This is a genomic window from Citrobacter sp. wls717, from assembly GCF_005280955.1.
In the GTDB taxonomy this organism is placed as follows: Bacteria; Pseudomonadota; Gammaproteobacteria; order Enterobacterales; family Enterobacteriaceae; genus Citrobacter; species Citrobacter werkmanii.
Window position 1 is genome coordinate 294,341 of the sequence record NZ_SZWW01000001.1, and the last position, 24,085, is coordinate 318,425.

At 53.8% G+C, this 24,085-nt stretch carries 20 protein-coding genes and 1 pseudogene; 13 read left to right on the plus strand and 8 right to left on the minus strand.

Translation table 11 applies throughout. The features are described from left to right. The first annotated feature begins 163 nt into the window (after nt 1–163). Both FDX09_RS01390 and FDX09_RS01395 read left to right on the plus strand, forming a co-directional pair. Nucleotides 164–1,360 (plus strand): NAD(P)/FAD-dependent oxidoreductase, encoded by a 1,197-nt coding sequence (locus FDX09_RS01390; RefSeq protein ID WP_137346684.1) that lies wholly within the window; start codon nt 164–166, stop codon nt 1,358–1,360. A gap of 107 nt (nt 1,361–1,467) precedes the next feature. Next, nucleotides 1,468–2,139 (plus strand): FadR/GntR family transcriptional regulator, encoded by a 672-nt coding sequence (locus FDX09_RS01395; RefSeq protein ID WP_069323761.1) that lies wholly within the window; start codon nt 1,468–1,470, stop codon nt 2,137–2,139. 10 nt (nt 2,140–2,149) lie between these two features. On the opposite strand, the gene FDX09_RS01400 is transcribed toward FDX09_RS01395, so the two are convergent. From FDX09_RS01400 to FDX09_RS01415, 4 genes are all read right to left on the minus strand, one after another. Further along, nucleotides 2,150–3,622: a fructuronate reductase gene (locus FDX09_RS01400; protein ID WP_137346685.1), complete on the minus strand. Its 1,473-nt coding sequence runs from the start codon at nt 3,620–3,622 to the stop codon at nt 2,150–2,152. Between the two features lie 104 nt (nt 3,623–3,726). Further along, nucleotides 3,727–4,911 carry a mannonate dehydratase gene (gene uxuA, locus FDX09_RS01405; RefSeq protein WP_038635071.1) on the minus strand — a complete coding sequence of 395 codons (1,185 nt, stop codon included), beginning with the start codon at nt 4,909–4,911 and terminating at the stop codon, nt 3,727–3,729. A 20-nt stretch (nt 4,912–4,931) separates the two neighbouring features. Beyond that, on the minus strand, nt 4,932–5,957 hold the full coding sequence (locus FDX09_RS01410) for an alcohol dehydrogenase catalytic domain-containing protein (RefSeq protein ID WP_085049043.1): 1,026 nt from the start codon (nt 5,955–5,957) through the stop codon (nt 4,932–4,934). Beyond that, nucleotides 5,929–7,218, minus strand: a complete 1,290-nt coding sequence (locus FDX09_RS01415) for an MFS transporter (RefSeq protein ID WP_121529665.1) — start codon at nt 7,216–7,218, stop codon at nt 5,929–5,931. The genes FDX09_RS01410 and FDX09_RS01415 overlap by 29 nt, the downstream gene beginning before the upstream one ends. A 562-nt stretch (nt 7,219–7,780) precedes the next feature. Between FDX09_RS01415 and FDX09_RS01420 the strand changes: the two genes are divergently transcribed. The 10 genes from FDX09_RS01420 to FDX09_RS01465 all read left to right on the plus strand — a co-directional run bounded on the left by FDX09_RS01420 (nt 7,781) and on the right by FDX09_RS01465 (nt 21,421). Next, entirely contained in the window at nt 7,781–9,256 is a 1,476-nt protein-coding gene (locus tag FDX09_RS01420; protein WP_137346686.1) for an MFS transporter, read from the plus strand. Beyond that, nucleotides 9,253–10,797, plus strand: a complete 1,545-nt coding sequence (locus FDX09_RS01425) for an FGGY family carbohydrate kinase (protein ID WP_137346687.1) — start codon at nt 9,253–9,255, stop codon at nt 10,795–10,797. The genes FDX09_RS01420 and FDX09_RS01425 overlap by 4 nt, the downstream gene beginning before the upstream one ends. Beyond that, nucleotides 10,794–12,473: a glycerol-3-phosphate dehydrogenase/oxidase gene (locus FDX09_RS01430; RefSeq protein WP_137346688.1), complete on the plus strand. Its 1,680-nt coding sequence runs from the start codon at nt 10,794–10,796 to the stop codon at nt 12,471–12,473. The genes FDX09_RS01425 and FDX09_RS01430 overlap by 4 nt, the downstream gene beginning before the upstream one ends. Next, a complete protein-coding gene (locus tag FDX09_RS01435; RefSeq protein WP_137346689.1) occupies nt 12,470–14,029 on the plus strand; it encodes an FAD-binding oxidoreductase in 1,560 nt (519 codons plus the stop codon). Before FDX09_RS01430 ends, FDX09_RS01435 begins: the two co-directional genes overlap by 4 nt. Continuing rightward, nucleotides 14,026–14,601 (plus strand): glycerol-3-phosphate responsive antiterminator, encoded by a 576-nt coding sequence (locus FDX09_RS01440; RefSeq protein ID WP_038635052.1) that lies wholly within the window; start codon nt 14,026–14,028, stop codon nt 14,599–14,601. Before FDX09_RS01435 ends, FDX09_RS01440 begins: the two co-directional genes overlap by 4 nt. 17 nt (nt 14,602–14,618) lie before the next feature. Beyond that, a complete protein-coding gene (locus tag FDX09_RS01445; protein WP_137346690.1) occupies nt 14,619–14,933 on the plus strand; it encodes a putative quinol monooxygenase in 315 nt (104 codons plus the stop codon). A gap of 33 nt (nt 14,934–14,966) precedes the next feature. After that, complete coding sequence (locus FDX09_RS01450; RefSeq protein ID WP_137346691.1) at nt 14,967–16,133, plus strand: iron-containing alcohol dehydrogenase; 1,167 nt, start codon at nt 14,967–14,969, stop codon at nt 16,131–16,133. Nucleotides 16,134–16,485: 352 nt separating this feature from the next. Continuing rightward, nucleotides 16,486–17,553 (plus strand): HlyD family efflux transporter periplasmic adaptor subunit, encoded by a 1,068-nt coding sequence (locus tag FDX09_RS01455; protein WP_069323767.1) that lies wholly within the window; start codon nt 16,486–16,488, stop codon nt 17,551–17,553. Then, a complete protein-coding gene (gene rbbA / locus FDX09_RS01460; RefSeq protein WP_137346692.1) occupies nt 17,550–20,297 on the plus strand; it encodes a ribosome-associated ATPase/putative transporter RbbA in 2,748 nt (915 codons plus the stop codon). Before FDX09_RS01455 ends, rbbA begins: the two co-directional genes overlap by 4 nt. Next, nucleotides 20,297–21,421, plus strand: coding sequence for an ABC transporter permease (locus FDX09_RS01465; RefSeq protein WP_038635040.1), 1,125 nt, complete (start codon nt 20,297–20,299; stop codon nt 21,419–21,421). Before rbbA ends, FDX09_RS01465 begins: the two co-directional genes overlap by 1 nt. Before the next feature lie 97 nt (nt 21,422–21,518). Here FDX09_RS01465 and nikR read toward each other — a convergent pair whose 3' ends face one another. The 3 genes and pseudogenes from nikR to FDX09_RS01475 all read right to left on the minus strand — a co-directional run bounded on the left by nikR (nt 21,519) and on the right by FDX09_RS01475 (nt 22,872). After that, a complete protein-coding gene (gene nikR, locus FDX09_RS01470) occupies nt 21,519–21,920 on the minus strand; it encodes a nickel-responsive transcriptional regulator NikR (protein ID WP_006687486.1) in 402 nt (133 codons plus the stop codon). A 14-nt stretch (nt 21,921–21,934) separates the two neighbouring features. After that, nucleotides 21,935–22,015 (minus strand): annotated as a pseudogene (nikE, locus tag FDX09_RS23815) (nickel import ATP-binding protein NikE); the annotation flags it as partial. Further along, on the minus strand, nt 22,012–22,872 hold the full coding sequence (locus FDX09_RS01475) for a LysR family transcriptional regulator (protein WP_038635037.1): 861 nt from the start codon (nt 22,870–22,872) through the stop codon (nt 22,012–22,014). The gene FDX09_RS01475 and the pseudogene nikE, both read right to left, overlap by 4 nt. A 99-nt stretch (nt 22,873–22,971) precedes the next feature. Between FDX09_RS01475 and FDX09_RS01480 the strand changes: the two genes are divergently transcribed. Then, nucleotides 22,972–23,478 carry a phenolic acid decarboxylase gene (locus tag FDX09_RS01480; RefSeq protein WP_121529659.1) on the plus strand — a complete coding sequence of 169 codons (507 nt, stop codon included), beginning with the start codon at nt 22,972–22,974 and terminating at the stop codon, nt 23,476–23,478. Here FDX09_RS01480 and acpT read toward each other — a convergent pair. Further along, nucleotides 23,470–24,060 (minus strand): 4'-phosphopantetheinyl transferase AcpT, encoded by a 591-nt coding sequence (acpT, locus tag FDX09_RS01485; protein WP_038635032.1) that lies wholly within the window; start codon nt 24,058–24,060, stop codon nt 23,470–23,472. The genes FDX09_RS01480 and acpT overlap by 9 nt on opposite strands. Nucleotides 24,061–24,085 lie beyond the last annotated feature (25 nt).

Here is a 24,085-nt window from a genome sequence, read left to right on the forward strand (position 1 = left end):
AGTGAAATATAGAGTTTTTTTGATTTGTCTCCTGCTTTGTTTTACACCACTAAAGAATTATCCTATATATTTCAGATAAATACCCTTTATCGGTAGTTTGGTGCTGGTGCGACCACTGAGGAATCTTTACAATTCACCCCCGCTTTTTAGAGAGGATCGCAACGTGGAAAGGTTTGATACCGTTATTATAGGCGCTGGCGCAGCGGGTATGTTTTGTGCCGCGCAGGCAGGACAAGCAGGTAGCCGGGTACTGCTGATTGATAATGGTAAAAAGCCGGGACGCAAGATCCTCATGTCTGGCGGGGGACGCTGCAACTTTACCAACCTTTATGTCGAACCTGCCGCGTATTTGAGTCAAAACCCACATTTTTGCAAATCGGCGCTGGCGCGTTATACGCAGTGGGATTTTATCGATCTGGTGGGCAAGCACGGCATCGCCTGGCACGAAAAAACGTTGGGTCAGCTGTTCTGCGACGATTCCGCCCAGCAAATTGTCGATATGCTGGTGGACGAGTGTGAAAAAGGTAACGTAACTATGCGGTTACGTAGCGAAGTCCTCAGCGTTGAGCGTGAGGGGGAAGATTTCATCCTGGCGCTGAACGGCATGACTGTCGGCACGAAAAAGCTGGTTATCGCCTCTGGTGGTCTTTCGATGCCGGGTCTGGGCGCGACGCCGTTTGGCTATAAAATTGCCGAACAATTCGGTCTGAACGTGTTGCCGACGCGCGCAGGTCTGGTGCCTTTCACCTTACACAAGCCGCTGCTGGAGCAGCTTCAGGTGCTCTCTGGCGTATCCGTTTCCTCCGTTATCACCGCCGAGGACGGCACCGTATTTCGTGAAAACCTGCTCTTTACGCACCGCGGGCTTTCTGGTCCGGCCGTGCTGCAGATTTCCAGTTTTTGGCAGCCAGGTGAATTTGTCAGCATTAATTTGTTGCCGGATGTTGACCTTGCGAGCTTCCTGGATGAACAACGCAGCGCCCACCCTAATCAGAGCTTAAAGAATACGCTTGCTATGCAGTTGCCAAAACGCCTGGTGGAATGTTTACAGCAGTTAGGGCAAATCCCGGATGTCTCGCTGAAACAGCTTAACGTGCGCGATCAGCAAACGCTGGTGGAGACCCTGACCGAGTGGCGGGTGCAGCCGAACGGTACGGAAGGGTATCGTACTGCTGAAGTCACGCTGGGCGGCGTGGATACCAACGAGCTGTCATCGCGCACGATGGAAGCCCGTAAAGTGCCAGGACTCTATTTTATTGGTGAAGTGATGGACGTCACCGGCTGGCTGGGTGGATACAACTTCCAGTGGGCATGGTCGAGCGCCTGGGCGTGCGCGCAGGATTTGGTCTCTGGTGAGTGAATTTGTTTACCGCTGTTACAAGGAACTGACTCAGGCATGCGTTTCTTAACTCCGGGAATGATAAGATAATCAGTTAAAAATCGCACAGATAAGAGAACGGGAGGCACATGGTTATTCCTGAGGTAAAACAGGAGCGGCTCTATCAAAAGATAGCCAATCTCATCATTAAGCTCATCAACGATAGTATTTTTCCGCCAGGAAGCTTCTTGCCCCCTGAACGTGAACTGGCGAAGCAACTTGGCGTGAGTCGCGCCTCGCTCAGAGAAGCGCTGATTGTGCTGGAGATCTCAGGATGGATCACCATCCAGTCCGGTAATGGCGTTATTGTTACTGATAAAAAGCATTCCGCCAGTGATTATACGGTTGAAGAAATACTCTATTCGCGAGAGTTGGTTGACAGTCATTGCGCGCGTCTTGCTGCAGAAGCAGGCAAAGATGAACTTATTAGTCAGCTTGAAGCGCTGCACCTCAGCATGGAAAAAGCCATTAGTGAAAACAATGTCCATGGCTTTTACTCCCTCGATAAGCAGTTCCATTTAACGGTATCTGAAGCCAGCCAGAACCGCGTACTGCTTGATATGTCGCGAATGCTGTGGGAACAACGCGTTAACATCCCGTATGCCGGACTGGACAAGCGTTCCGGCAATCGGGATGTATTAACCAGCATGAATACTCAGCATAAAGCGATTGTGGATGCGATCCGCCAGGCTGATGCTGACGGTGCTTACCAAAAATCACTGGAACATCTGGCTTATGTCAGACAGATCGTGGGTCTTTGAAGTAAAATATTTAATGATTTAGAGCGGCTACCGCTGCACGTGCTCCTACGCTGTGCAATTGCTGACAGGCAGCGGTTACGCGTTTGATAAAGTCTGTGTTATCGCTCAAATCCGTCCCAAAAATGGTGTCGATTGTCAGCAGCGCCCGCACACGCTCTTCAGGTGACAGATATTGCTGATTTATCGCCTGATACCGTGCCGCCAGAGGGTCCACCACATCAATCGGATTGTTTTTTTCATCCACACCGCTGACGTAGCGCATCCAGGCTGCGACACCCAGAGCCAGATGACGGTAATCTTCCCCTCGTGCCAGATGCAGCCGAATGGGATCCAGCAAACGCTGCGGTAATTTCTGGCTGCCATCCATCGCAATTTGCCAGGTTCGGTGCTTCAGTGATGGATTAGTAAAGCGCGCGATAAGCAATTCCGCATAACCTGCCAGGTCTGTACCTTCAGGCATCGACAGCGTTGGGGCCTGTTCGTCAAGCATTAACGCCAGCGCAGCATTGCGATACGCCGGGTTTGTCATCGTATCGGCAATCGTCTCATAGCCGCCCAGATAACCGAGGTAGGCGAGGAATGAGTGACTGCCGTTGAGCATACGCAGTTTCATCATTTCAAACGGCACCACATCTTCCACAAACTGTGCGCCCGCGCGATCCCAGTCCGGACGTCCATTAACAAAGTTATCTTCGATAACCCACTGGCGGAATGGCTCGCAGGCAATGGCACAGGGATCGTAAACGCCAAGCTGCTCGGCGATTTGCGCTAACGTCTCTTCTGTTGCTGCTGGAACGATGCGGTCTACCATTGTGCATGGGAACGTTGCCTGTTCGGCAATCCACTCAGCCAAGTGCGGATCGCGCTCGGCGGCCAAACCCAGGACAGCGGTTTTTGCGACGTGGCCATTTTCCCGCACGTTATCGCAGGACAGCACAGTAAAAGCGTTCAATCCCTGCTGGCGGCGTAGCGCGAGGGCTTCAACGATATAACCAATTGCTGATTTGGGGGACTGTGGGTGGGCAATGTCGTGCTGGATAAACGGATGATTCAGATCCAGCTCGCCGCTGGCGGCATCTGTGCAATATCCTTTTTCGGTGATGGTCAGCGAAACGATGGCCGTTTCTGGACGTGCCATTGCGTGGATAATGGCTTCACAACCGTCAAATTCAGGATGCAGCGCTTCTTTCATCGAGCCAATGATTTTAAGCTCTGTCGTTTGTGCGCCGCGTTCGGCAACGGTGTACAGCAGATCCTGCGCCTTCAGGTTTTGAATCAGTGTGGCATCGTTTCCGGGCATCAGGTTGACCTCACATATGCCCCAGTCGCTGTCACTGCTTTCCAGCAAATGATGTGTATAGAGTGCCTGATGGGCGCGGTGAAAAGCGCCGCAACCAAGATGCACGATGCGCGAAACGAGGCGTGAACGATCCCTGCGTGGGCGTGGGGTGGAAATCTGTGCAGTGGCGAGATTATTGTCCATGACAAACTCCTGTCATTGATGATCTTCTTTGATAATGCGCTATCAAAGACTGGTGCTGACTGAAAGTGAAAACCGCATGGCGGGGATACCATGCGGCAATGTGGTTACTGACTGAAGAAGGCGCGCTGGATAGCCAGTTCAACGCCGCGTACTTCAGCCAGGCCCTTAAGGCGACCAATAGCGGAATACCCTGGGTTAGTTTTCTTTTTCAGGTCATCAAGCATTTGATGACCATGGTCGGGTCGCATGGGGATAAGTGAGGCGTTGCCTTCAGCTTTACGCCGCTGTTCTTCTTCGACTATCGCTTTCACTACGCTGTACATATCGACATCACCGGAGAGATGCGCTGCCTCATGGAAGGTTTTGGGATTCTCTTCGCGTTGTGTGGAACGCAGGTGCGTAAAGTAAATTCGCGGACCGAACTGTTTGATCATCTCAACCAGATCGTTGTCTGCGCGGACGCCGTAAGATCCGGTACACATCGTAAAGCCGTTGGCCGCACTGTTTACGGTATCCACCATCCACTGCATATCTTCTATAGTAGAAACGATGCGCGGCAGGCCAAGAATCGGGCGCGGTGGATCGTCAGGATGAACCGCCATTCGTACTCCTACCTCTTCAGCGACTGGGATAATGGCTTTCAGGAACCAGGCGAAATTTTCCCGTAGGGCCGCTTTGTCGATATCTTTATAGGTTGCAAGGTGGCTACGGAATTGGTCCAGGGTATATCCTTCCTCGGCACCTGGCAGACCGGCAATGATATTGCGCGTCAGCCGGGCTTTGTCCTCTTCGCTCATATCCGCAAAACGCTGGTGAGCCTGGGCAATTTCCTCCGCGTTGTAGTCCGCTTCCGCACCAGGGCGCTTGAGGATATGCAATTCAAATGCGGCAAACTCAATCTGGTCAAAGCGCAGAGCCTTTGAACCGTCGGGTAGCACATACTCCAGGTCGGTACGGGTCCAGTCCAGAACCGGCATGAAGTTGTAGCACACAGTAAAGATGCCGCATTGGGCGAGATTGCGCAGCGTCTGCTGGTAATTCTTGATCCACAGATCGTACTGGCCCGTGTGGGTCTTGATGTCTTCATGGATCGGCACGCTTTCCACGACCGACCAGACCAGACCGGCTTTTTCTACGATCTCTTTGCGTTTGAGAATTTCTTCTACGGACCAGACTTCACCGTTTGGAATATGGTGCAGCGCAGTTACCACACCCGTTGCACCAGCTTGACGAACATCGGACAACGATACGGGATCGTTTGGGCCATACCAACGCCAGGTTTGTTCCATCGCTTTATCTCCTGGAAAAATTAATGAAAGGTCGCATTGATCTTCAGATAGCGTTCCGGGTATTGATCAAGTTCCTTCACGGCGTCAGGCACATCATCAATATTCACTACCTTGCTGACGACATCCGCGGGATTAATGTTCAGCGTGGCCAGCATTTGTAACGCCTCTTCGAATTCACCTGCACTGGTACGCGATCCGCGCAGATCCAGTTCCTTAAACGTGATCAGGTTAGTGGGTAACGATGTCTCCTGTTTTGGCCAGCCGGTGAAAGCAATACGACCTGCAAATGACGCAAGATCCAGAGTTTCGCGAATTGCACTGTTGGCGCCAGATGCTTCGACTACAACCTGCGCCATCGTCCCCTGCGTGATCTCTTTGATCGCCTCAATAACCCGGATGTTCGACGGATTGATGACGTAAGGCACGCCCAGTGATTTTGCGTACTGAAGTCGTTCGTCCACGATATCGATCAGAATGGGTGTCGCACCGTAGCGCAATGCGCTCAGTGCCGCCATCAGGCCAATCGCACCGGCACCAATAATGGCGATATGCTCTCCGGCCGTCAGTTTGGCGCGATGTAGCGCATGCAGTGCGATAGTCAGTGGTTCAGCTAGCGGAGCCATCTCTGAGGCGACATCATCAGGGATTTTGTGAATTAAATGTGCGGGGTGAGCAACCACCTCCTGCATTGCGCCATCAATATGCACACCAATTACTTTTAGATTTTCACAACAATTTGTTCTGCCTACTGAGCAAGGGTAGCAATGACCACAATAAATATAAGGATCAACAATAACGCGATCACCTTCTTTAATATTTGCTGGCATGCCCTTGCCTTGTTTAATAACAATGCCTGTGACTTCATGTCCAATAATACGTGGATAGGTTACTAATGGGTTAGTACCACGAAATGCACCAATATCAGAGCCACATATCCCAGCAGCATCAACTTTTATTAGTACTTCATTATCTTTCTTTTCCGGATAATCAACCCAACGGGTTTCAATTTCACCAGGTTTATTGATGTAAACAGCTTTGACTTTCATTTGTTTTTAATCCTTTATTTTTGACAAATACGAATACCAGACAGCTGGAAACAATCGCAATAGCCCCAGCCAGATAGAATGCGTAATCATATTTACCGCTAAACTGGACAATAAACCCGGTGACCAGAGGGCCAATAATTCCGGATATATTTGCCAGTCCATGCATGGCACCACCGACGCTGCCCACTTTATCTTTGTGCACGACATCCTGAATAACTGCCCAATATATAGGTCCAGTCAAATACAGCAGGAATAACGAGACTGACATCAGTCCAACGGCACTGCCGATAGTCGTAACCGTTCCTGAAACCGCCACACAGATCGCCGCGCCAGCCAGGCAAACACCGAGAATAAGACGGCGAGAAAGTAGGGCATTTCCTGTAATGCGATAGATAAAATCAGAACATACTCCGCCCAATACCATACCGATCGCGCCAATTACCCACGGGATGACGGTTGCAATACTAATTTCTTTAATATCAAGGTGTAGAGAGTGGTTAAGATAGCTTGGAAACCAGGTCAGGAAGAAAAAGAGTATGTAGTTATAACTGAAGAAGGCCAGTGTCGTTGCCCACACCATAGGCTGCTTTATGTAGTAACCGAGAGAAGGCATCGCTTTACCGTCATCCGCTAAAATGATGTCATCATGGTTTTCAAAATCGACACGTTCTTCCGGGGCGAGGTGTTTACTTTTTGAAGGTTTATCACTGGCAGTGAAATACCATAGTAATACCCAGACTAAACCGAACAGGAAAATGATACCGAATGCCGGACGCCAGCCTAATGAAAGCGCCAGCATGCCAACTACCGGACCAGAAATCGCGCCACCTAACGGTGAACCTGCGCTAAAAATACCAATCGCAGTTGCAGATTCCTTGCGTGAAATCCAGTTATTGATGATTTTATTTCCGGCCGCGCTGACCGGTCCTTCAGCCATGCCGAATAACACGCGAACAGCCAGCATAGTCCATAAGCCAGTAACCAGACTGGTCATCCCACAAAATAATGACCAGAGTAACGCGGCGACCAGAAATACTGTTTTGGGGCCAAATCTGTCACTGGCCCAGCCACCGATAAAGTTAAATAGAGCATAACCAACAAAGAATGCGCTGAATATCATACCCATTTCAGCAGCATTGAATCCTAATTCCTTTTCGATGAGTGGAGCAGTGATCGACAATGCTGAACGATCCATATAGTTAAGCATGTAAACTATAAAAAGAAGAAAAACGATAAGCCATCCCATTGTTTTTCTTTTCATGATATATCCTCTTATTGTGGTCTAGCGGCCTGACCACAATATTTAAAACCTATTTTAAGATCACCATTCTTTTGATGTTAATGTGATCAACATAACGAAAAATAAGTTTTTTAAATGATTAATATCAAATGTTTTTGCTGTTATCTATATGAATTTTAATACTTTTATTTTGGTGGTGGAGTTTAGAGTAAAAGCGAATTTCGTATTCAACACCCATTTTTGATGAATATTGCAATAACGTTGCACAGGAAGATCTGCGATCGTTCAGCGTAAATCAGCCACCAGCGCATCGACTACGTACACTCACAGCGGCGCTCCCATCCGCTGAGAACGGAAAAATGGCTCATGGCGACCTGTTTTTGTAATGATTTATTAACATATGTGCTACAAGTCACAGAATCAACGATGGGGCAAAAAGTCGCTTTGACACGCTTTCCCTTACCTTCTAGAGTGGAAAAATACAGATTTTAGATAAGAGACTATCTGTGAAATTAAGATGGTCTCTTATTGCATTTTTTTAGCTAATGGCGACCTTCTTCCGAATATTATGAAGGGGAAAGCCATGTCCGCATGCTCATTCTCAAATCCGATAAAAATCCGTGGCGTTGATGATGTTATCAATTGCATCGACTCTCGCGGAAAAATCAGTGGCAGAGCCGGTGTTATTTGGTGGTTGGCATTAGGTGGCCTGTTCCTTGATGCTTTTTCAAATTCAGCTCTTAGTGCTGGATTAAATCCAATGACCCGCAATTTAAATCTGAGCGCAACTGAAGTTGCGTTACTTACCTCATTTTCATCGTGGGTTGCTATATTATTTAATCCCATTGGCGGCTGGATTGCCGATCGCTGGGGACGTGTACCACCGCTGATAATCGCCAAAATAATGGCGGTGATTGGTGCGCTGTTAGTGATGTCATCCTCCAGTTTCAGCACCATAATCGTGGGCCGCTTCTTTGTTGGCGTGTCTTACGGGATGGATTTTGCCGTGGCCATGGCGATGCTGGCAGAGTTCACGCCAGTGAAACTAAAAAGCCGTTTAAACACCTGGCAAGGGGTCTGGTATGTTGCGGTTTGTTTAAATCTGGCATTAGCGCTGATGTTTTATTCCTGGGATGTTGGGGATGCTATCTGGCGTTATTCTATTGCCGTGACAGCGTTATGTGGACTCATCGTACTTTTTTTCCAGTTCCGTTATTTAGTAGAAAGTCCGGTATGGTTGGCGAGAAAATCACGGCTTTCTGATGCTGTGATCGCTATGAATAAAATATACGGTGATAATTTTATTCTGGCGTCAAAAGCGGAGCAAAAACCTGTCATTGGGCAAGCAGAAAAAGGAGCGAGAAATGTACTGCTAATATTCCGTGGCGTATATTTACCGCGTACGATTCTGGCTTCTACGGTTCAGATCTGCCAGTCAATCCAGTATTTTGGCGTCGGCTGGTATTTGCCGGTTATTAGTGCCGCGATGTTCGGTAAAAACTTTGTGTACGCAACCTTGTGTTCACTATTTTTTAACGTATTTGGTATTGTTGGCGGTTTCTTGTCTCCTGCAATCGGTCGTCGTCTGGGCTTGCGCCGCTCTTCGGCGATCGGTTTTGCCGTGGCTTTTCTCGTACTGCTCACGCTGGGACTGTTCAGCGACAGTATGCCGCTGTGGGCCTCTTTGCTGGTCCCCGCGTTGTTTATTCTTTGTCACTCAGGTGGACCCGGTGCAAACGGGAAAAGCCTTTCATCCCTCTCTTTTCGCAGTGAACTGCGGGCAGGCGCAAATGGCGTGGTCGGTGCGCTCGGGGCAATAGGTGCGGCGCTCGGTCTGTTTATCTTCCCCGTTTTCCGTGATCTCTACGGCCTGCAAACGACCTTCCTGATCATGTCCGCCGTGCCGTTGTTCGCCAGCATCGTCTGCTTTGTGATCCCATGGGATCCCACTCGCACCACGATTCAGCCGGATAACGAGCCTGGCGCCCCGCAGTTCGAATCACCCCATTCACCCTATCCTGAGTCGATGGCCCCAGAATCAAACAGGAGTACGAAATGATTGAATATGAAGATGTCATTCTGGCTATTGATGAAGGTACATCAGGTACGCGTGCGGCAGTGGTGGGGCGAAATAGCCAGGTCCACTGTCTTGAATACCAGCCGCTTCAGGTCAGTAGCCAGCGCCATGGCGTTGTTGAACAAGATGCTGATGAAATTTTGCAGGCCACTATTGCGGTGTGTCGTACAGCGATTGCCAATGCGCAGCACAGCAAGATGCGTATTGTGGCGCTGGCGATTGCGACGCAACGTTCAACGGCGGTGCTCTGGGATGCAATCACTGGCAAGGCGCTGGTGCCTGCGATGGTCTGGCAGGATGCGCGTTTTACGGATGAGCTGGCGCGACTTGCCCCCGAATGGGATGCGAAACTGCTGCCAGTAATTGGACGACCGGTTGGGATACGTTCACCTTACCTCTGGGCGTCATACCATATCGCCAATACACCGGCAGTGAAGAGGGCGCACCAGGCTGGAACCCTGGTTTTTGGCACCGTTGACAGTTGGTTGCTCTGGCATCTGGCGGAAGAAAAAAAATGTGTCACTACCCCCACCAACGCCACCTCTGCGGGCGCGTATTGCCTCAACGAGCATCAGTACCATTTGCCATGGCTGCAGACGCTGAAGTTCCCGACGTCATTGCTGCCTGAATTGCACGATGATACCGATGATTTTGGCTCTACGCGTGAAGATATCCTCGGGATCAGCGTCCCGATTCGGGCTTGCGCCGGGGATCAGTTTGCGGGGGCTATTGGGCTGGGTTGCACTGAGCGCGGGCAGGCGTTGTGTATGCATGGGACCGGCAGCTTTGTTGATTTAATGATGGGGCCGACGGTGCCGACATTGAAAAAAAGCTGTGAAAGTACGCTCACCATGACCGCGCGCCGACAAAAAGGACGCTCGCATTTCTCTGTAGAAACATTCGTCCCGACGACCGGTTCGGCCCTGAACTGGGTGTGCGAAAAGCTGCGCTGGTTCGACTCACCCGAGCAAATCAGCGAGCTGGCTGCACAGGCTAATGATTCTGGCGGCGTGAGTTTCATTCCAGCATTAACGGGGCTGCGTGTTCCTCATTTGCAGCCGCATGCCCGCGCCTCGCTTAACGGTATTTCAATCTCGACCACACGTCCGCAGGTGGCCTACGCCATTCTGGAAGGCATTGCGCATTCGGTAGCCGCCTGTATGCGCGCCAATGAAGCGGCAACCGGCATCGCAACGCAAGAGCTGGTGGTAGGCGGCGGGTTGTCCAATAGCGACACGTTATTGCAAATCCAGGCCGATGTTAGCGGGATCCCCGTACGGCGGATGGCCGAAACGGCGAGGGCCAGCTTACGCGGCGCGGCGTTTCTGGCGGGAGCCGATGGGCTGCTGTGGGATTCGTTGTCTGATGCCTGCGCCACGCTGAAAACGGCGCGTCTGTTTGAACCCAAAATCAGTCATGACCTTCGCGAACAAAAAATCAACCGCTGGGAGATGCGTATTGCGCTCGAAATGGAAACCGCCAGCAGCCTCACTACCGCTAATCAGGAGCACGCCGACTCATGAAGTTTTTCCCTTCGCGAAAGCCAAACAAAACACGCAGTGATATGTACGGCGCCGAACCGTTGCGTATTCAGCGTTCTGAGCAACTGGACCGACTGGAAAGCGAAACCTACGACATTCTGATTGTCGGCGGCGGAGTGACGGGGGCCTATGCGGCGCTGGATGCCAGCTTGCGCGGCTATCGGGTCGCGTTAATTGAGAAGAGTGATTTTGCCTCGGGGACGTCATCCAAGTCATCAAAAATGGTGCACGGCGGCCTGCGTTACATCGAGCAAGGGAACCTCGGACTGGTACGTCATTCTTTGCTCGAGCGCCAGCGCATGCGCCGCAATGCTCGCCATCTGGTGCAGCGGCTGCCCTTTTTATTTCCGGTACTCGATAAGAATGGCGTGTTTGATAAACGCATGTCCTCTGCGTTTGAAAGTCTGCTCTGGACCTACGATCTCGCCGGGGGATGGAGGGAAGGTATTCTTCACCAAAAATTAACTCCGGCGGAAGTGTTATCGCACTGCCCAACGCTGAATGAAGAGCAACTCTCCGGCGGCTTTATGTATTTCGATGCCCGTGTTGATGACGCCAGGTTAACGCTGGCCCTGGTGCGGACGGCGGCGTTTCATGGGGCGACGGTAACAAATCATGCCGAAGTCATCGAAACCACACGCGACCAGCATGGCAAGGTCAATGGGGGCATCGTGTATGCCGATGGCAGGGAAATCCGGGTCAAAGCGCGAGTGGTCATTATGGCGACGGGTGTCTGGTTGCGTGACTGGAGTGGGCTGAAAAAAGGGGAATCATCGCCGCTGAATATCCGTCCGGCGAAGGGGGTTCATGTCGCCATCCCGTGGATGAAAATTCGCAATGATTGCACGGTGACCATTCCGGTGGCCGGACGCAGTCGGCGCGCGACCATTACGCGCTGGGGCAACGTCTCCTATCTGGGCACCACGGATGAAGACTATCAGGGCGATTTGAACGATGTTCACTGCAATCGTACTGAACTGGACTTTCTGCTGGAAGGCGCAAACTCGGCGCTGAAAACGGATCTGCGCCCGGAAGATGTGGTGGGAAGTATCGCTGGTTGCCGCCCGCTTGTCGGTACCGCGGGCGGCAAAACCGTTGAGATGAAGCGTAACCATGAGATCAGGGTTGCAGCGGACGGACTGATTACCATTGTCGGCGGCAAACTGACGACATCGCGCCACATGGCGGAAGAAACCATTGATGCGGCCAGCAAAATACTGGGCCGTAAAAAAGCCTGCTCAACGAAAACTGCGTATTTGCTGGGCGCGGCTGGCTATGACCCACAGGCCATTCTGGCCTCTGGCGGCCTGTCTGCGCATCTGGGCGAGCGCTATGGCACTGAAGCGCATTTTGTCAGTGACATTATTCAGGCCGATCCCTCGCTGGTTAAACCTATCGTGGAAGGGCTTCCCTACACCGAAGCGGAAGTGGTGTATGCCGTACGCCATGAGCTTGCCAGCACCGTTGATGATGTGCTGTCGCGTCGAATTCGCGCGCGCCTGATGGCACGCGATGCGTCAGCCATTGCCGCAGAACGCGTTGGGGAAATACTGCAACAAGAACTCCGGTTACAGCCTGAACAGGTGGCAAAACAGGTAGCCAGCTATCAGGCCGCAATTAAACATGAAAAATCAATGCTTATGGGGACATCAGAATGATCAGTAAAGAAGCGATTAAACGTGGTTATAACCGTGGAAACTATACCATTGGCGCACATACTCGCCCCGCATGGGCAACAGAGATCACCAGCAGCAATGGCGCAAGAGGAATGCAGGTAGATCCCGTTGCGATTAGCGAAGCGACGTTTGACCGGCTGCGGGTGATTGCTGATGAGGTGCTGACGTCAGAGTCCGATGTGATTACCTGGACCCGCGACTGGTGGGCCGGTTCAATGATTGCGGAAACCCAGGGCGCGCCTGCCACCTCAAAAGGCGTGATTGTACGCGTTTCTACCGTAGAACAGATTCAGGACGTCATGCGCCTCGCCAGTGAATCCGCTATTCCTGTTACAGTTTCTGCCGGGCGAAGTAACGTTACCGGAGCCGCATTGCCGCTGCGCGGAGGGATTGTGCTCGACGTTTGCGAACTCAACAAATTGCTCGATTTTGACCCACAAAGCCAGATTGTTGAGGTAGAAGCCGGCATGTTTGGCGATATTTTCGAGAAAACTATCCAAAAAGAGTATGGCATGACCATGGGGCACTGGCCGTCATCGTTTGGGATCAGTACCGTCGGCGGTTGGGTCGCCTGTCGCGGTGCGGGACAGCTTTCTACCCGCTACGGAAAAATTGAAGATATGGTTTTTGGCATGGATGTGGTGCTGGCCGATGGGCGCTTAATCACCGTTGGCGGTTATGCACGCAGCGCTATCGGACCTGATTTACAGCAAATGTTTATCGGTTCGGAAGGTACGCTGGGCGTGATAGTACGTGTGCGTTTGAAGCTACATCGTCTGCCGGATTATGGCCGCGCTATCGCCTGGGGTTTTTCCAGCTTCGCTAGTGGGCTGGAGGCGTGTCGCGAAATCTTACAGCATGGCGCTAATCCAGCGGCACTGCGCTTGTACGATAACCTGGAAAGCGGCGTGCAGTTTGGCCTGCCCGAGACCAACGTCCTGTTGATTGCGGATGAGGGAGAACCCGACATTGTCGACGCGGTGCTGGCGATCAGTGAACGTATTTGTCAGCAAAGCGGAGAAGAACTTGACGGTGAATCTATCTTTGAGCGCTGGCTGGATACCCGGTATCTGACGGGAAAAAGCGCCGAAGGCTTTAAGAAAAGCCTCGGCCTGGTGGCGGATACGCTGGAAATGGTGGGGCGTTGGCGCGATCTCAGCGCGGTTTATGATGATGTGGTGGCAGCGATCAACGCCGTACCGGGCACGCTGGCGGGGTCAGCGCATCAGTCCCATGCCTACGTCGACGGCGCATGTCTTTACTTCTCACTGCGTGGCGATGTGCCCGTCGAGCAGCGTGCGGCCTGGTATCGTGCGGCCTGGGACGCGGCAAATGCGGTGCTGATTAAACACAATACTTCCCTTAGCCATCACCATGGCGTCGGGCTGCTCCGTTCCCCCTACATGCAGGCTTCTTTAGGTGAATCGCTGTCGGTTCTGGCTGATATTAAAAAAGCGCTGGATCCGCAAAATATCCTTAACCCGGGCAAGCTGGGCTTAAGCGCTCAGCTTTACGCACATCAGGCAGGTCAATCATGATAAAAAACCTTGGCGTGCTCCTGGCACGCCAGCCCGTCATCATGGCGATTTACGGCATTGAGCAACTGAAAACCGCACTGTCCAGCACAGCTGAAGTCTGCATCATTGCCAATATCGATCTGATTAAGCTCCAGCCGGTGATCGAACTGCTGTCGAAGGCGGGAAAGTACGTCATCGTGAATATCGACAGTTGTAATGGGCTGTCCCAGGATAAAGGCGGCATTGATTATGTGGCCGAAACGGGGGCGATGGGGTTGCTTTCCACGCGTCTGCAAACCGTACAGCGCGCGAAAAAATGCGGGTTGATCACCATGCAGAAAATCTTCGTCACCGACCGCTCTACCTGGCTACGCAGCCTGAAAGCCGTGGAGCAAAGCGAACCCGATTATGTGCAACTGATGCCTGCGCAGATGCTGCCGTTGCTGCCGCAGGCCGATCGTAATGTGTTGCCGCCGATTGTGGCCTCCGGGTTTGTCTGCAATGAGGAACATGCCCGGACGGCGCTGTTGCACGGCGCGATAGCTGTATCAAGCAGCGACAGCGCGTTATGGGATGTGAATTTGCTACGTTAAACCACCGGGAGCCAAAAATGGAAAACACGCAGCTGTTTGTCGTTGCACATTATTTTGCCCAACCGACGATGGGTCACAAAGTTAACGACGCGCTCAGAATACTGGCAGAGGCAACGCGTCAGGAGCCTGAAAATATATCGTATGAGTTTTTCCGTTCCACGGAAGACGGCGATCGCTTTGTGATTCTTGAAACCTATCGTTGCGCAGAGGGGCTCGAACTTCACCGGAAAACGGAACATTTTCAACGAATTGGCACTGGCATTATTGCCCCGATGTTGGAGCGTAAAGAGGTGAAAAGCTTTCACATTCCTCCTGATGAACCGCATTGCTAAAAGCTGTCCATTTTTACTGCAAGGAATACCCCAATGAAAAATGTCATGAAGGATTTTGCGTTTACGACGGTAGCGGAAATCATCGTCGAGTGGGCGGGTGCGTCACGGTTAGGGGAGATTCTTCAGCAACGGTTTAGCGCACGTCGTGTATTGCTGGTGACCGATCCCGGTCTGGTCAAGGCTGGGGTTTTGCCGCCGGTTCTGCACAGTCTGCACAACGCAGGGTTTCAGGTGACGCTGTATGATCGGGTCCAGCCCGATCCACACGAGCGCCTCGTTCGCGAAGCTTTACAGGTTGCCCGCGACGGTAACTGCGAAATGGTTATTGGTCTGGGCGGCGGCTCCTCGCTCGATGTCGCAAAGCTGGTGGCTGTATTAATCAACTCTGAACAAGACCTGCCGGAGCTTTACGGCATCGACAAGGTCGCCGGGAAACGTCTACCGCTGGTTAACATTCCCACCACCGCCGGCACCGGGTCTGAAGTTACCAATATTGCAATTTTGACGACCAACGATGACAGCAAAATGGGCATTGTCTCCCCGCAACTGTATGGTGATTTGGTGCTATTGGATGCGCAACTGACCCTGGGACTTCCTCCTGTCCATACTGCCGCCGCCGGGATAGATGCGATGGTGCATGCGATTGAGGCCTATACCGGCAAGCATAAGAAAAACCCACTCTCGGACGCGCTGGCCCGCGAAGCGTTACGTTTAATCAGTCGCCATCTGGTGACCGCATGTCGTGACGGGCACAACCGTGAAGCGCGAGAAAATGTGCTGCTGGGCGCGATGCTGGCAGGACAGGCTTTCGCTAACTCTCCGGTGGCGGCGGTGCATGCACTGGCTTATCCCTTGGGTGCCAGACACCATATCCCGCACGGCTTGTCGAATGCGCTAATGTTGGTTCCGGTGCTGCAGTTTAACGTGGCGGTAACGGCCCCACTTTATGCCGAGCTGGCTCCCGTCATTGGGGCACAGGTGACAGGAAACGTGGATATCGATGCCCAGTCGTTTATTGCCGGGATGGTAAGCATTATTGCGGCAACCGGGGCGCCCAACAGGCTGCGTGACGTTGGTGTTCCCGCAGACGGTCTGGCGATATTGGCGCAGGATGCCATGCAGCAGACCCGCTTGCTGGGCAATAATCCCGTTACGCTTAATGAAGATGATGCGTTGCGGCTTTACCAGCAGGTTTATTAAACCCAGAACGTGTCCGGTGAGCGGATCACTGGACATGCTTGGTCGGCGGCGATATCCCCACTACAACCGAATAGACATCTTGAATCCAGGTGTTAGTATTCAATAGACAGCAGTTATGAGTATGCGTGTTTCATTTCCGGCCAGGAACGCTGATGATGACAACATTACTACCCGATTTCACAGCATTTTCGTCATTCACTTCCTTCGTGGCGCGCGTTGCCTTAACGCCTGCTCGCTCAATGGCCATTGTTTTTCATTCCTTCTCATCCCGGATGGAATCTCCCGCTGAATAGCTGTTCAGTGGGCTTTGTGACACGCAACGTTTGATAACAGGGATTACGGCGGGTCGAATATGGATAAGTTTAAGCGTCATCTGATGTGGTGGGGAGCGGGTGTTCTTGTGGTGGTGGCCGCGATAGCCTGGTGGACGCTGCGCCCTGCGGGAATACCGGAGGGGTTTGCAGCCAGCAACGGCAGAATTGAAGCCACCGAAGTGGATATTGCCACTAAGATTGCCGGGCGTATTGATACCATCCTCGTTTCGGAAGGGCAGTTTGTCCGTCAGGGCGAGGTGCTGGCGAAAATGGATACCCGCGTGCTGCAGGAACAGCGGCTGGAGGCGATCGCGCAAATCAAAGAAGCCGAAAGCGCGGTGGCGGCGGCGCGGGCGTTGCTGGAACAGCGGCAAAGTGAAATGCGCGCCGCGCAGTCGGTGGTAAAACAGCGTGAGGCGGAACTGCAGTCGGTCTCTAAACGTCACGTGCGTTCCCGTTCGCTATCCCAGCGAGGGGCGGTGTCCGAGCAACAACTGGATGACGATCGGGCCGCGGCAGAAAGCGCACGCGCCGCGCTGGAGTCGGCAAAGGCGCAGGTCTCTGCGGCCAAAGCGGCGATTGAAGCCGCTCGTACCAGCATCATTCAGGCGCAGACCCGCGTAGAAGCCGCGCAGGCTACCGAACGTCGCATTGCCGCTGATATTGATGACAGCGAGCTGAAAGCTCCGCGCGACGGTCGCGTACAGTATCGCGTAGCCGAACCGGGCGAAGTGCTTTCCGCGGGTGGGCGCGTGCTGAATATGGTCGATCTCAGCGATGTCTACATGACGTTCTTCTTACCTACCGAACAGGCTGGCTTACTGAAGATTGGCGGCGAAGCGCGACTGGTGCTGGATGCCGCGCCGGATCTGCGCATTCCGGCGACCATCAGCTTTGTGGCCAGCGTCGCGCAGTTCACGCCGAAAACGGTGGAAACCAGCGATGAACGGCTGAAGCTGATGTTTCGCGTCAAAGCGCGTATCCCGCCAGAGCTGTTGCAGCAGCATCTCGAGTACGTGAAAACCGGTCTGCCGGGCATGGCGTGGGTGCGTGTCGATGAAAATCGCGCCTGGCCTGACGACCTGATGGTGAGGTTGCCGCAATGACGCATCTGGCGCTGGTTCCTGTTCCTCCCGTGGCGCACCTTGACGGCGTGAGTCAGCATTACGGGAAAACGGTCGCGCTGAACAATATCACGCTGGATATTCCCGCCCGTTGCATGGTGGGGTTGATTGGCCCGGATGGCGTGGGGAAATCGAGCTTGTTGTCGCTCATCTCCGGCGCGCGGGTCATTGAACACGGCAACGTGATGGTGCTGGGCGGCGATATGCGCGACCCGCAGCACCGCCGGGATGTCTGCCCGCGCATTGCCTGGATGCCGCAGGGGCTGGGGAAAAACCTGTACCACACGCTGTCGGTGTATGAGAACGTTGATTTCTTTGCCCGCCTGTTTGGTCATGATAAAGCGGAGCGCGAAGCGCGGATTACCGAGCTACTGAACAGTACCGGTCTGGCGCCGTTTCGCGATCGTCCTGCCGGGAAACTCTCGGGGGGGATGAAACAAAAGCTGGGGCTGTGCTGCGCGTTGATCCACGACCCGGAGCTATTAATTCTCGATGAACCCACCACCGGGGTCGACCCCCTGTCCCGCGCTCAGTTCTGGGATCTGATTGACAGTATTCGCCAGCGCCAGACCAACATGAGCGTGCTGGTTGCGACCGCCTACATGGAAGAAGCCGAGCGCTTTGACTGGCTGGTGGCGATGAACGCCGGGGAAGTGTTAGCCACCGGGAGCGCGCAGCAGCTACGCGAAAAAACCGCCAGCGACACGCTGGAGCAGGCGTTTATCGCGCTGTTACCTGAAGCCCAGCGTCAGGCACACAAACCGGTGGTGATCCCGCCGTATCACGCTGAGCGGGAAGAGATTGCCATTGAGGCGAAAGATTTGACCATGCGCTTCGGCAAGTTCGTCGCCGTTGACCACGTTAACTTTCGCATTCCGCGCGGGGAAATCTTCGGTTTTCTCGGCTCCAATGGCTGCGGCAAATCTACCACCATGAAGATGCTCACCGGACTGCTGCCCGCAAGCGAAGGCGAGGCATGGCTGTTTGGGCAAGCGGTTGATCCGAAGAATATCGATACCCGCCGCCGGGTAGGCTATATGTCACAGGCGTTCTCGCTCTACAGCGAGCTGACCGTGCGGCAAAACCTCGAACTACACGCGCGGCTGTTCCATATCCCTGAGGCAGAAATCCCTGAGCGCGTACAAGAGATGAGCGAGCGCTTTAGCCTGACCGATGTCGAAGACGCGTTGCCCGGCGCGCTGCCGTTGGGGATCCGTCAACGCCTGTCGCTGGCGGTGGCGGTGATTCATCGCCCGGAAATGCTCATTCTTGATGAGCCGACCTCCGGAGTCGATCCGGTGGCGAGGGACATGTTCTGGCAATTGATGGTCGATTTGTCGCGGCAGGATAAAGTGACCATTTTTATCTCCACCCACTTTATGAACGAAGCGGAGCGCTGCGATCGCATGTCGCTGATGCACGCCGGAAAAGTGCTGGCCAGCGGCACGCCGCAGGAACTGGTGAAGCAGCGCGGTGCCGCCAGTCTGGAAGAGGCGTTTATCTCCTGGTTACAGGAGGCCGCAGGCCCGGCGCCGGAGACGACGCTTTCGCAAGCGGATGCGCCGGTGGTACATGAAAATAATCAGCCGCCACGCCAGGGCTTTAGCCTGCGGCGTTTGTTCAGCTACAGCCGGCGTGAAGCGCTGGAGCTGCGACGCGATCCGGTGCGCTCCACGCTGGCGCTGATGGGGACGGTGATCCTGATGCTGATTATGGGCTACGGCATCAGTATGGATGTGGAAAACCTGCGTTTTTCGGTGCTCGATCGTGACCAGACCGTCAGTAGCCAGGCGTGGACGTTGAATCTGGCGGGGTCGCGCTATTTTATCGAGCAGCCGCCGCTCACCAGTTATGACGAACTGGACAAACGGATGCGTTCGGGCGAGGTGGCGGTAGCCATTGAAATCCCGCCCAATTTTGGCCGCGATATCGCGCGTGGAACGCCGGTGAAGATTGGCGTCTGGGTTGATGGGGCGATGCCGAGCCGCGCAGAAACGGTCAGAGGCTATGTACAGGCGATGCACCAGACCTGGCTGCAGGATGTGATGGCGCGTCAGCCCAATGCCAGTGGAAAAAACGGGCTGATGACCATCGAGACGCGCTATCGTTACAACCCGGATGTGAAGAGCCTGCCGGCGATTGTTCCGGCGGTGATCCCGCTGCTGTTGATGATGATTCCCTCCATGCTCAGCGCACTCAGTGTGGTGCGCGAAAAAGAGCTGGGGTCGATTATCAACCTGTACGTTACGCCCACCACCCGCAGCGAGTTTTTGCTCGGCAAACAGTTGCCTTACATCGTGCTGGGAATGCTGAACTTCCTGCTGCTATGTGCGCTGTCGGTGTTTGTCTTCGGCGTCCCACATAAGGGCAGCTTTTTAACGCTGACGCTGGCCGCGCTGCTGTACGTCACCATTGCTACCGGACTGGGCTTGTTAATCTCTACGTTTATGAAAAGCCAGATCGCCGCCATTTTTGGTACGGCGATTATTACGCTGATCCCGGCGACGCAGTTTTCCGGGATGATCGATCCGGTGGCCTCGTTGGAAGGGCCGGGACGCTGGATTGGTGAAATTTATCCGACCAGCCATTTTCTGACCATTGCGCGCGGGACGTTCTCTAAAGCGCTGGATCTGGCGGATCTTTGGCAGCTATTTATCCCGCTGGCAATCGCCATTCCGGTAGTGGTTGGTCTGAGCGTATTACTGCTGAAAAAACAGGAGGGGTGATGCGCCGATTACGCAATATTTATAACCTTGGCATCAAAGAGTTACGCAGTCTGCTGGGTGACAAAGCGATGCTGACGCTGATCGTTTTCGCCTTCACGATTTCGGTTTACTCCTCCGCAACTGTCCTGCCGGGGTCGTTGCATCTGGCGCCGATTGCCATCGCGGATATGGACCAGTCGCAGTTGTCGAACCGGATTGTGAACAGCTTTTATCGCCCGTGGTTTTTGCCGCCGGAGATGATCACCGCCGATGAGATGGATGCCGGGCTGGATGCCGGTCGCTACACCTTCGCCGTGAACATTCCGCCTGATTTTCAGCGTGATGTGCTGGCCGGGCGACAGCCGGATATCCAGGTCAACGTCGATGCCACGCGGATGAGCCAGGCCTTCACCGGCAACAGCTATATCCAGAATATCATTAGCGGTGAAGTGAATAGTTTTGTGGCGCGTTACCGCGACAATAATGAGCCGCCGGTGGCGCTGGAAATGCGAATGCGCTTTAACCCCAATCTGGAGCCAGCCCGCTTTGGCGCGGTAATGGCGATCATCAACAACATCACTATGCTGGCGATTGTGCTTACCGGGTCGGCGCTGATCCGCGAGCGCGAACATGGGACCATTGAGCACCTGCTGGTGATGCCGGTGACACCGTTTGAGATAATGATGGCGAAAATCTGGTCGATGGGACTGGTGGTGCTGGTGGTTTCCGGTCTGTCGCTGATGCTGATGGTAAAAGGCGTGCTCGGGGTGCCAATTGAAGGCTCGATACCGCTGTTTATGCTGGGCGTGGCGCTGAGCCTGTTCGCCACCACCTCGATCGGCATTTTTATGGGTACGCTGGCGCGTTCCATGCCGCAACTGGGGCTGCTGATGATTCTGGTGCTACTGCCGTTACAGATGCTCTCCGGCGGCTCCACGCCGCGTGAAAGCATGCCGCAGGCGGTGCAGGACATTATGTTGACCATGCCGACCACCCACTTTGTCAGCCTCGCGCAGGCGATACTTTATCGCGGGGCCGGGTTTAGCATCGTCTGGCCGCAGTTCCTGACGCTGCTGGCGATTGGCGGTGCGTTCTTCCTGATAGCGCTGCTGCGTTTTCGCAAGACGATCGGCACGATGGCGTAATCATCATTGCCGGGGGCGCTTCGCTTGCCCGGCCTACGTCCGTTACCGTCTGTAGGCCGGATAAGGCGCAGCCGCCATCCGGCAACGAAACAGGCAATCACTCTTCTTTCGGCAGGCACTGCAAATGACCGTGGCGTACGCCGCGCTGGGAAATGACGTCATCGGCAAAATGCTGTACATCGCCCATGTCGCCTTTCAGCACGGCGATTTCCAGGCAGTCGTCATGGTTGATATGCACATGTAATGTGGCGACCGATAAATCATGGTGGTGGTGCTGGGTGGAAACAATACGGCTCGCCAGGTCGCGCTTCTCATGCTCATAAACATACGAGAGTACCGCGAAGCCCTGGGTGCCGTGCTCCTGGGTGGTTTCTTGCGCCAGCGCCCCGCGCAGAATATCGCGGATCGCTTCGGAACGGTTGTTGTAGCCACGGCGCTGGCTCAGGCCGTCGAGCGTTTCCAGTAAATCGTCATCGAGGGTAATGGTGACTCGTTGCATCTGCAATTAACCTTTCATGTGGCGCGTTGACGCACAGAGAATGCGGGAATTAGCGTATTTTGTAACACACGTTCGGCCTCTGGGGAAAAGGTTAATGCTCCCGCAATAAACGCAGTAGCGTGCTCACCTGCTCATCCAGCGGCGCGAGAGTATCTTTAACGATCAGATGCAGCGGCGTGGCGCGGCGAGCGCCATGGCTTAACGGCAGCGGACGTAAAAGCCCCTGGGCCAGTTGCGTCTGAATACGCTCCTCAGGCAGCCAGCCGTAACCGACCTGATACATCACTGCATCAATCGCGGCATCAATGGTAGAGAAGGTCCAGGCATCGCGAACCGGTTGCTGCGGGTTGTCGCGATCGGCAATGCGAATCAGTGGCCACGCGCGTAATGCGTCTTCATCCAGCGGCGCATTCAGCGTGCAGAGTGGGTGATCGCGATGGGCAACGGCCACGAAGTCAATGTTCATCAGCCATTCACCACGCCCGGTCACATCCTGACGCCGGGTCAGGACCATTACGTCCGCATCGGCATGCGCTGCCAGCCTGTCGTCTGCATTTTCCAGTACCTCGGTCAGCCGCACCTGCGTTTGCGGCCACGCCTGCTGAAACTGTTTGAGGATTGCGAACAGGCGTCTGCGTGGGAAGATGCTATCTACCAGCAAATCCAGCCGTGTTCGCGTGCCGTTTTGCAGCGTTGCTGCCCGGGTCTCCACCCATAAAAAGGCCTTCAGTAACGGTTTGACCTGAGCTAGCAACAGCTCGCCCGCCGGGGTCAACACCGCCCTGCGGCCTTCCGGCGTCAGCAGCGTCACGCCGAGTCGCTCCTGCAATAGCGCCAGATTGTAGCTTACCGATGACTGGCTACGGTTGGTCTCTTCCGCGGCTTTCGCAAAGCTGCCCAGTTCCACCACTTTCTCCAACAGGGCCCATTGCTCAAGGGTTGTTTTGTGCATAACTCATCTAAAAATTGAATGAATATGATGTAAACATAGCGTTATTCATCCAATTTTTGAAGCGTTAAGATCCTCGCATCAAGTAAGAGGAGAACGAATATGAGCGCTTTTGATAAACATGATTTGAGCGGATTTGTCGGCAAACATCTGGTCTATACCTACGATAATGGCTGGAATTACGAGATTTACGTAAAAAATGAGACCACGCTGGATTACCGCATTCACAGCGGTATTGTGGGTAATCGTTGGGTGAAAGATCAGCGGGCGTATATTGTGCGGGTAGGGGCGAGTGTTTATAAAATTTCCTGGACCGAACCGACCGGGACCGACGTCAGCCTGATCGTAAACCTGGGTGACAAACTCTTTCACGGCACCATCTTTTTCCCGCGCTGGGTGATCAACAATCCGGAAAAAACGGTGTGCTTCCAGAATGATCATATTCCGCTGATGATGTCGTATCGCGATGCGGGTCCGGCGTATCCAACCGAGGTGATTGATGAGTTCGCGACCATCACCTTCGTGCGCGACTGCGGGGCAGATAATGACGACGTGATTGCCTGCGCGGCGAGTGAGTTGCCGAAAAACTTCCCGGAAGATTTACGCTAAGGCTTCCAGACGCTGCACGGCGTCGGCGGTCAGGGTAAATGGCGTGGGGGTGCACACCGCCAGGCTCAGGGTATCGATCTGGCACTGGCTGACGGAGAGTGAGGAGGTCAGCGCGGTGCTATCGACGCTGACGATTTGCCAGGCGCTGCCGCCACGCTGTTTTACTATGGCTTCTTTGCGCGTCCAGATGCGCCAGAACGCCGCCAGCTGTTGCTCCGGGCGTTCGGCTTCAACTTCAGCATGTTCCCCAAGACTGAATACCGTATTTGCCAGCGACTGCCAGTTATCGCGGGGGCGAATAACTTCAATATCGCAGCCGACTTCCCCTTCGTCGCTGAGCAGCAGGACGATGTCATCGCCGCTATGGCTGAGATTGAACCACAGCGGCGTATCAGCGGGAAAGGCGGGTTTTCCTTGCTCGCCGTAGACAATGTCCGGCAATGGCGAAAGGGCATGGGAAAGCAGCACACGGCCTGCCAGCCAGCGTGCCCGGCGAGCACCTTGCGGCGCTTGCTCTTTCATCGCGGCAGGCAGTTCGCCAGCGCTTAAAACAGAAACTTTCCCAAGAACGAGCTGATACATATCAGGACTAACCTTTAGTAATAAT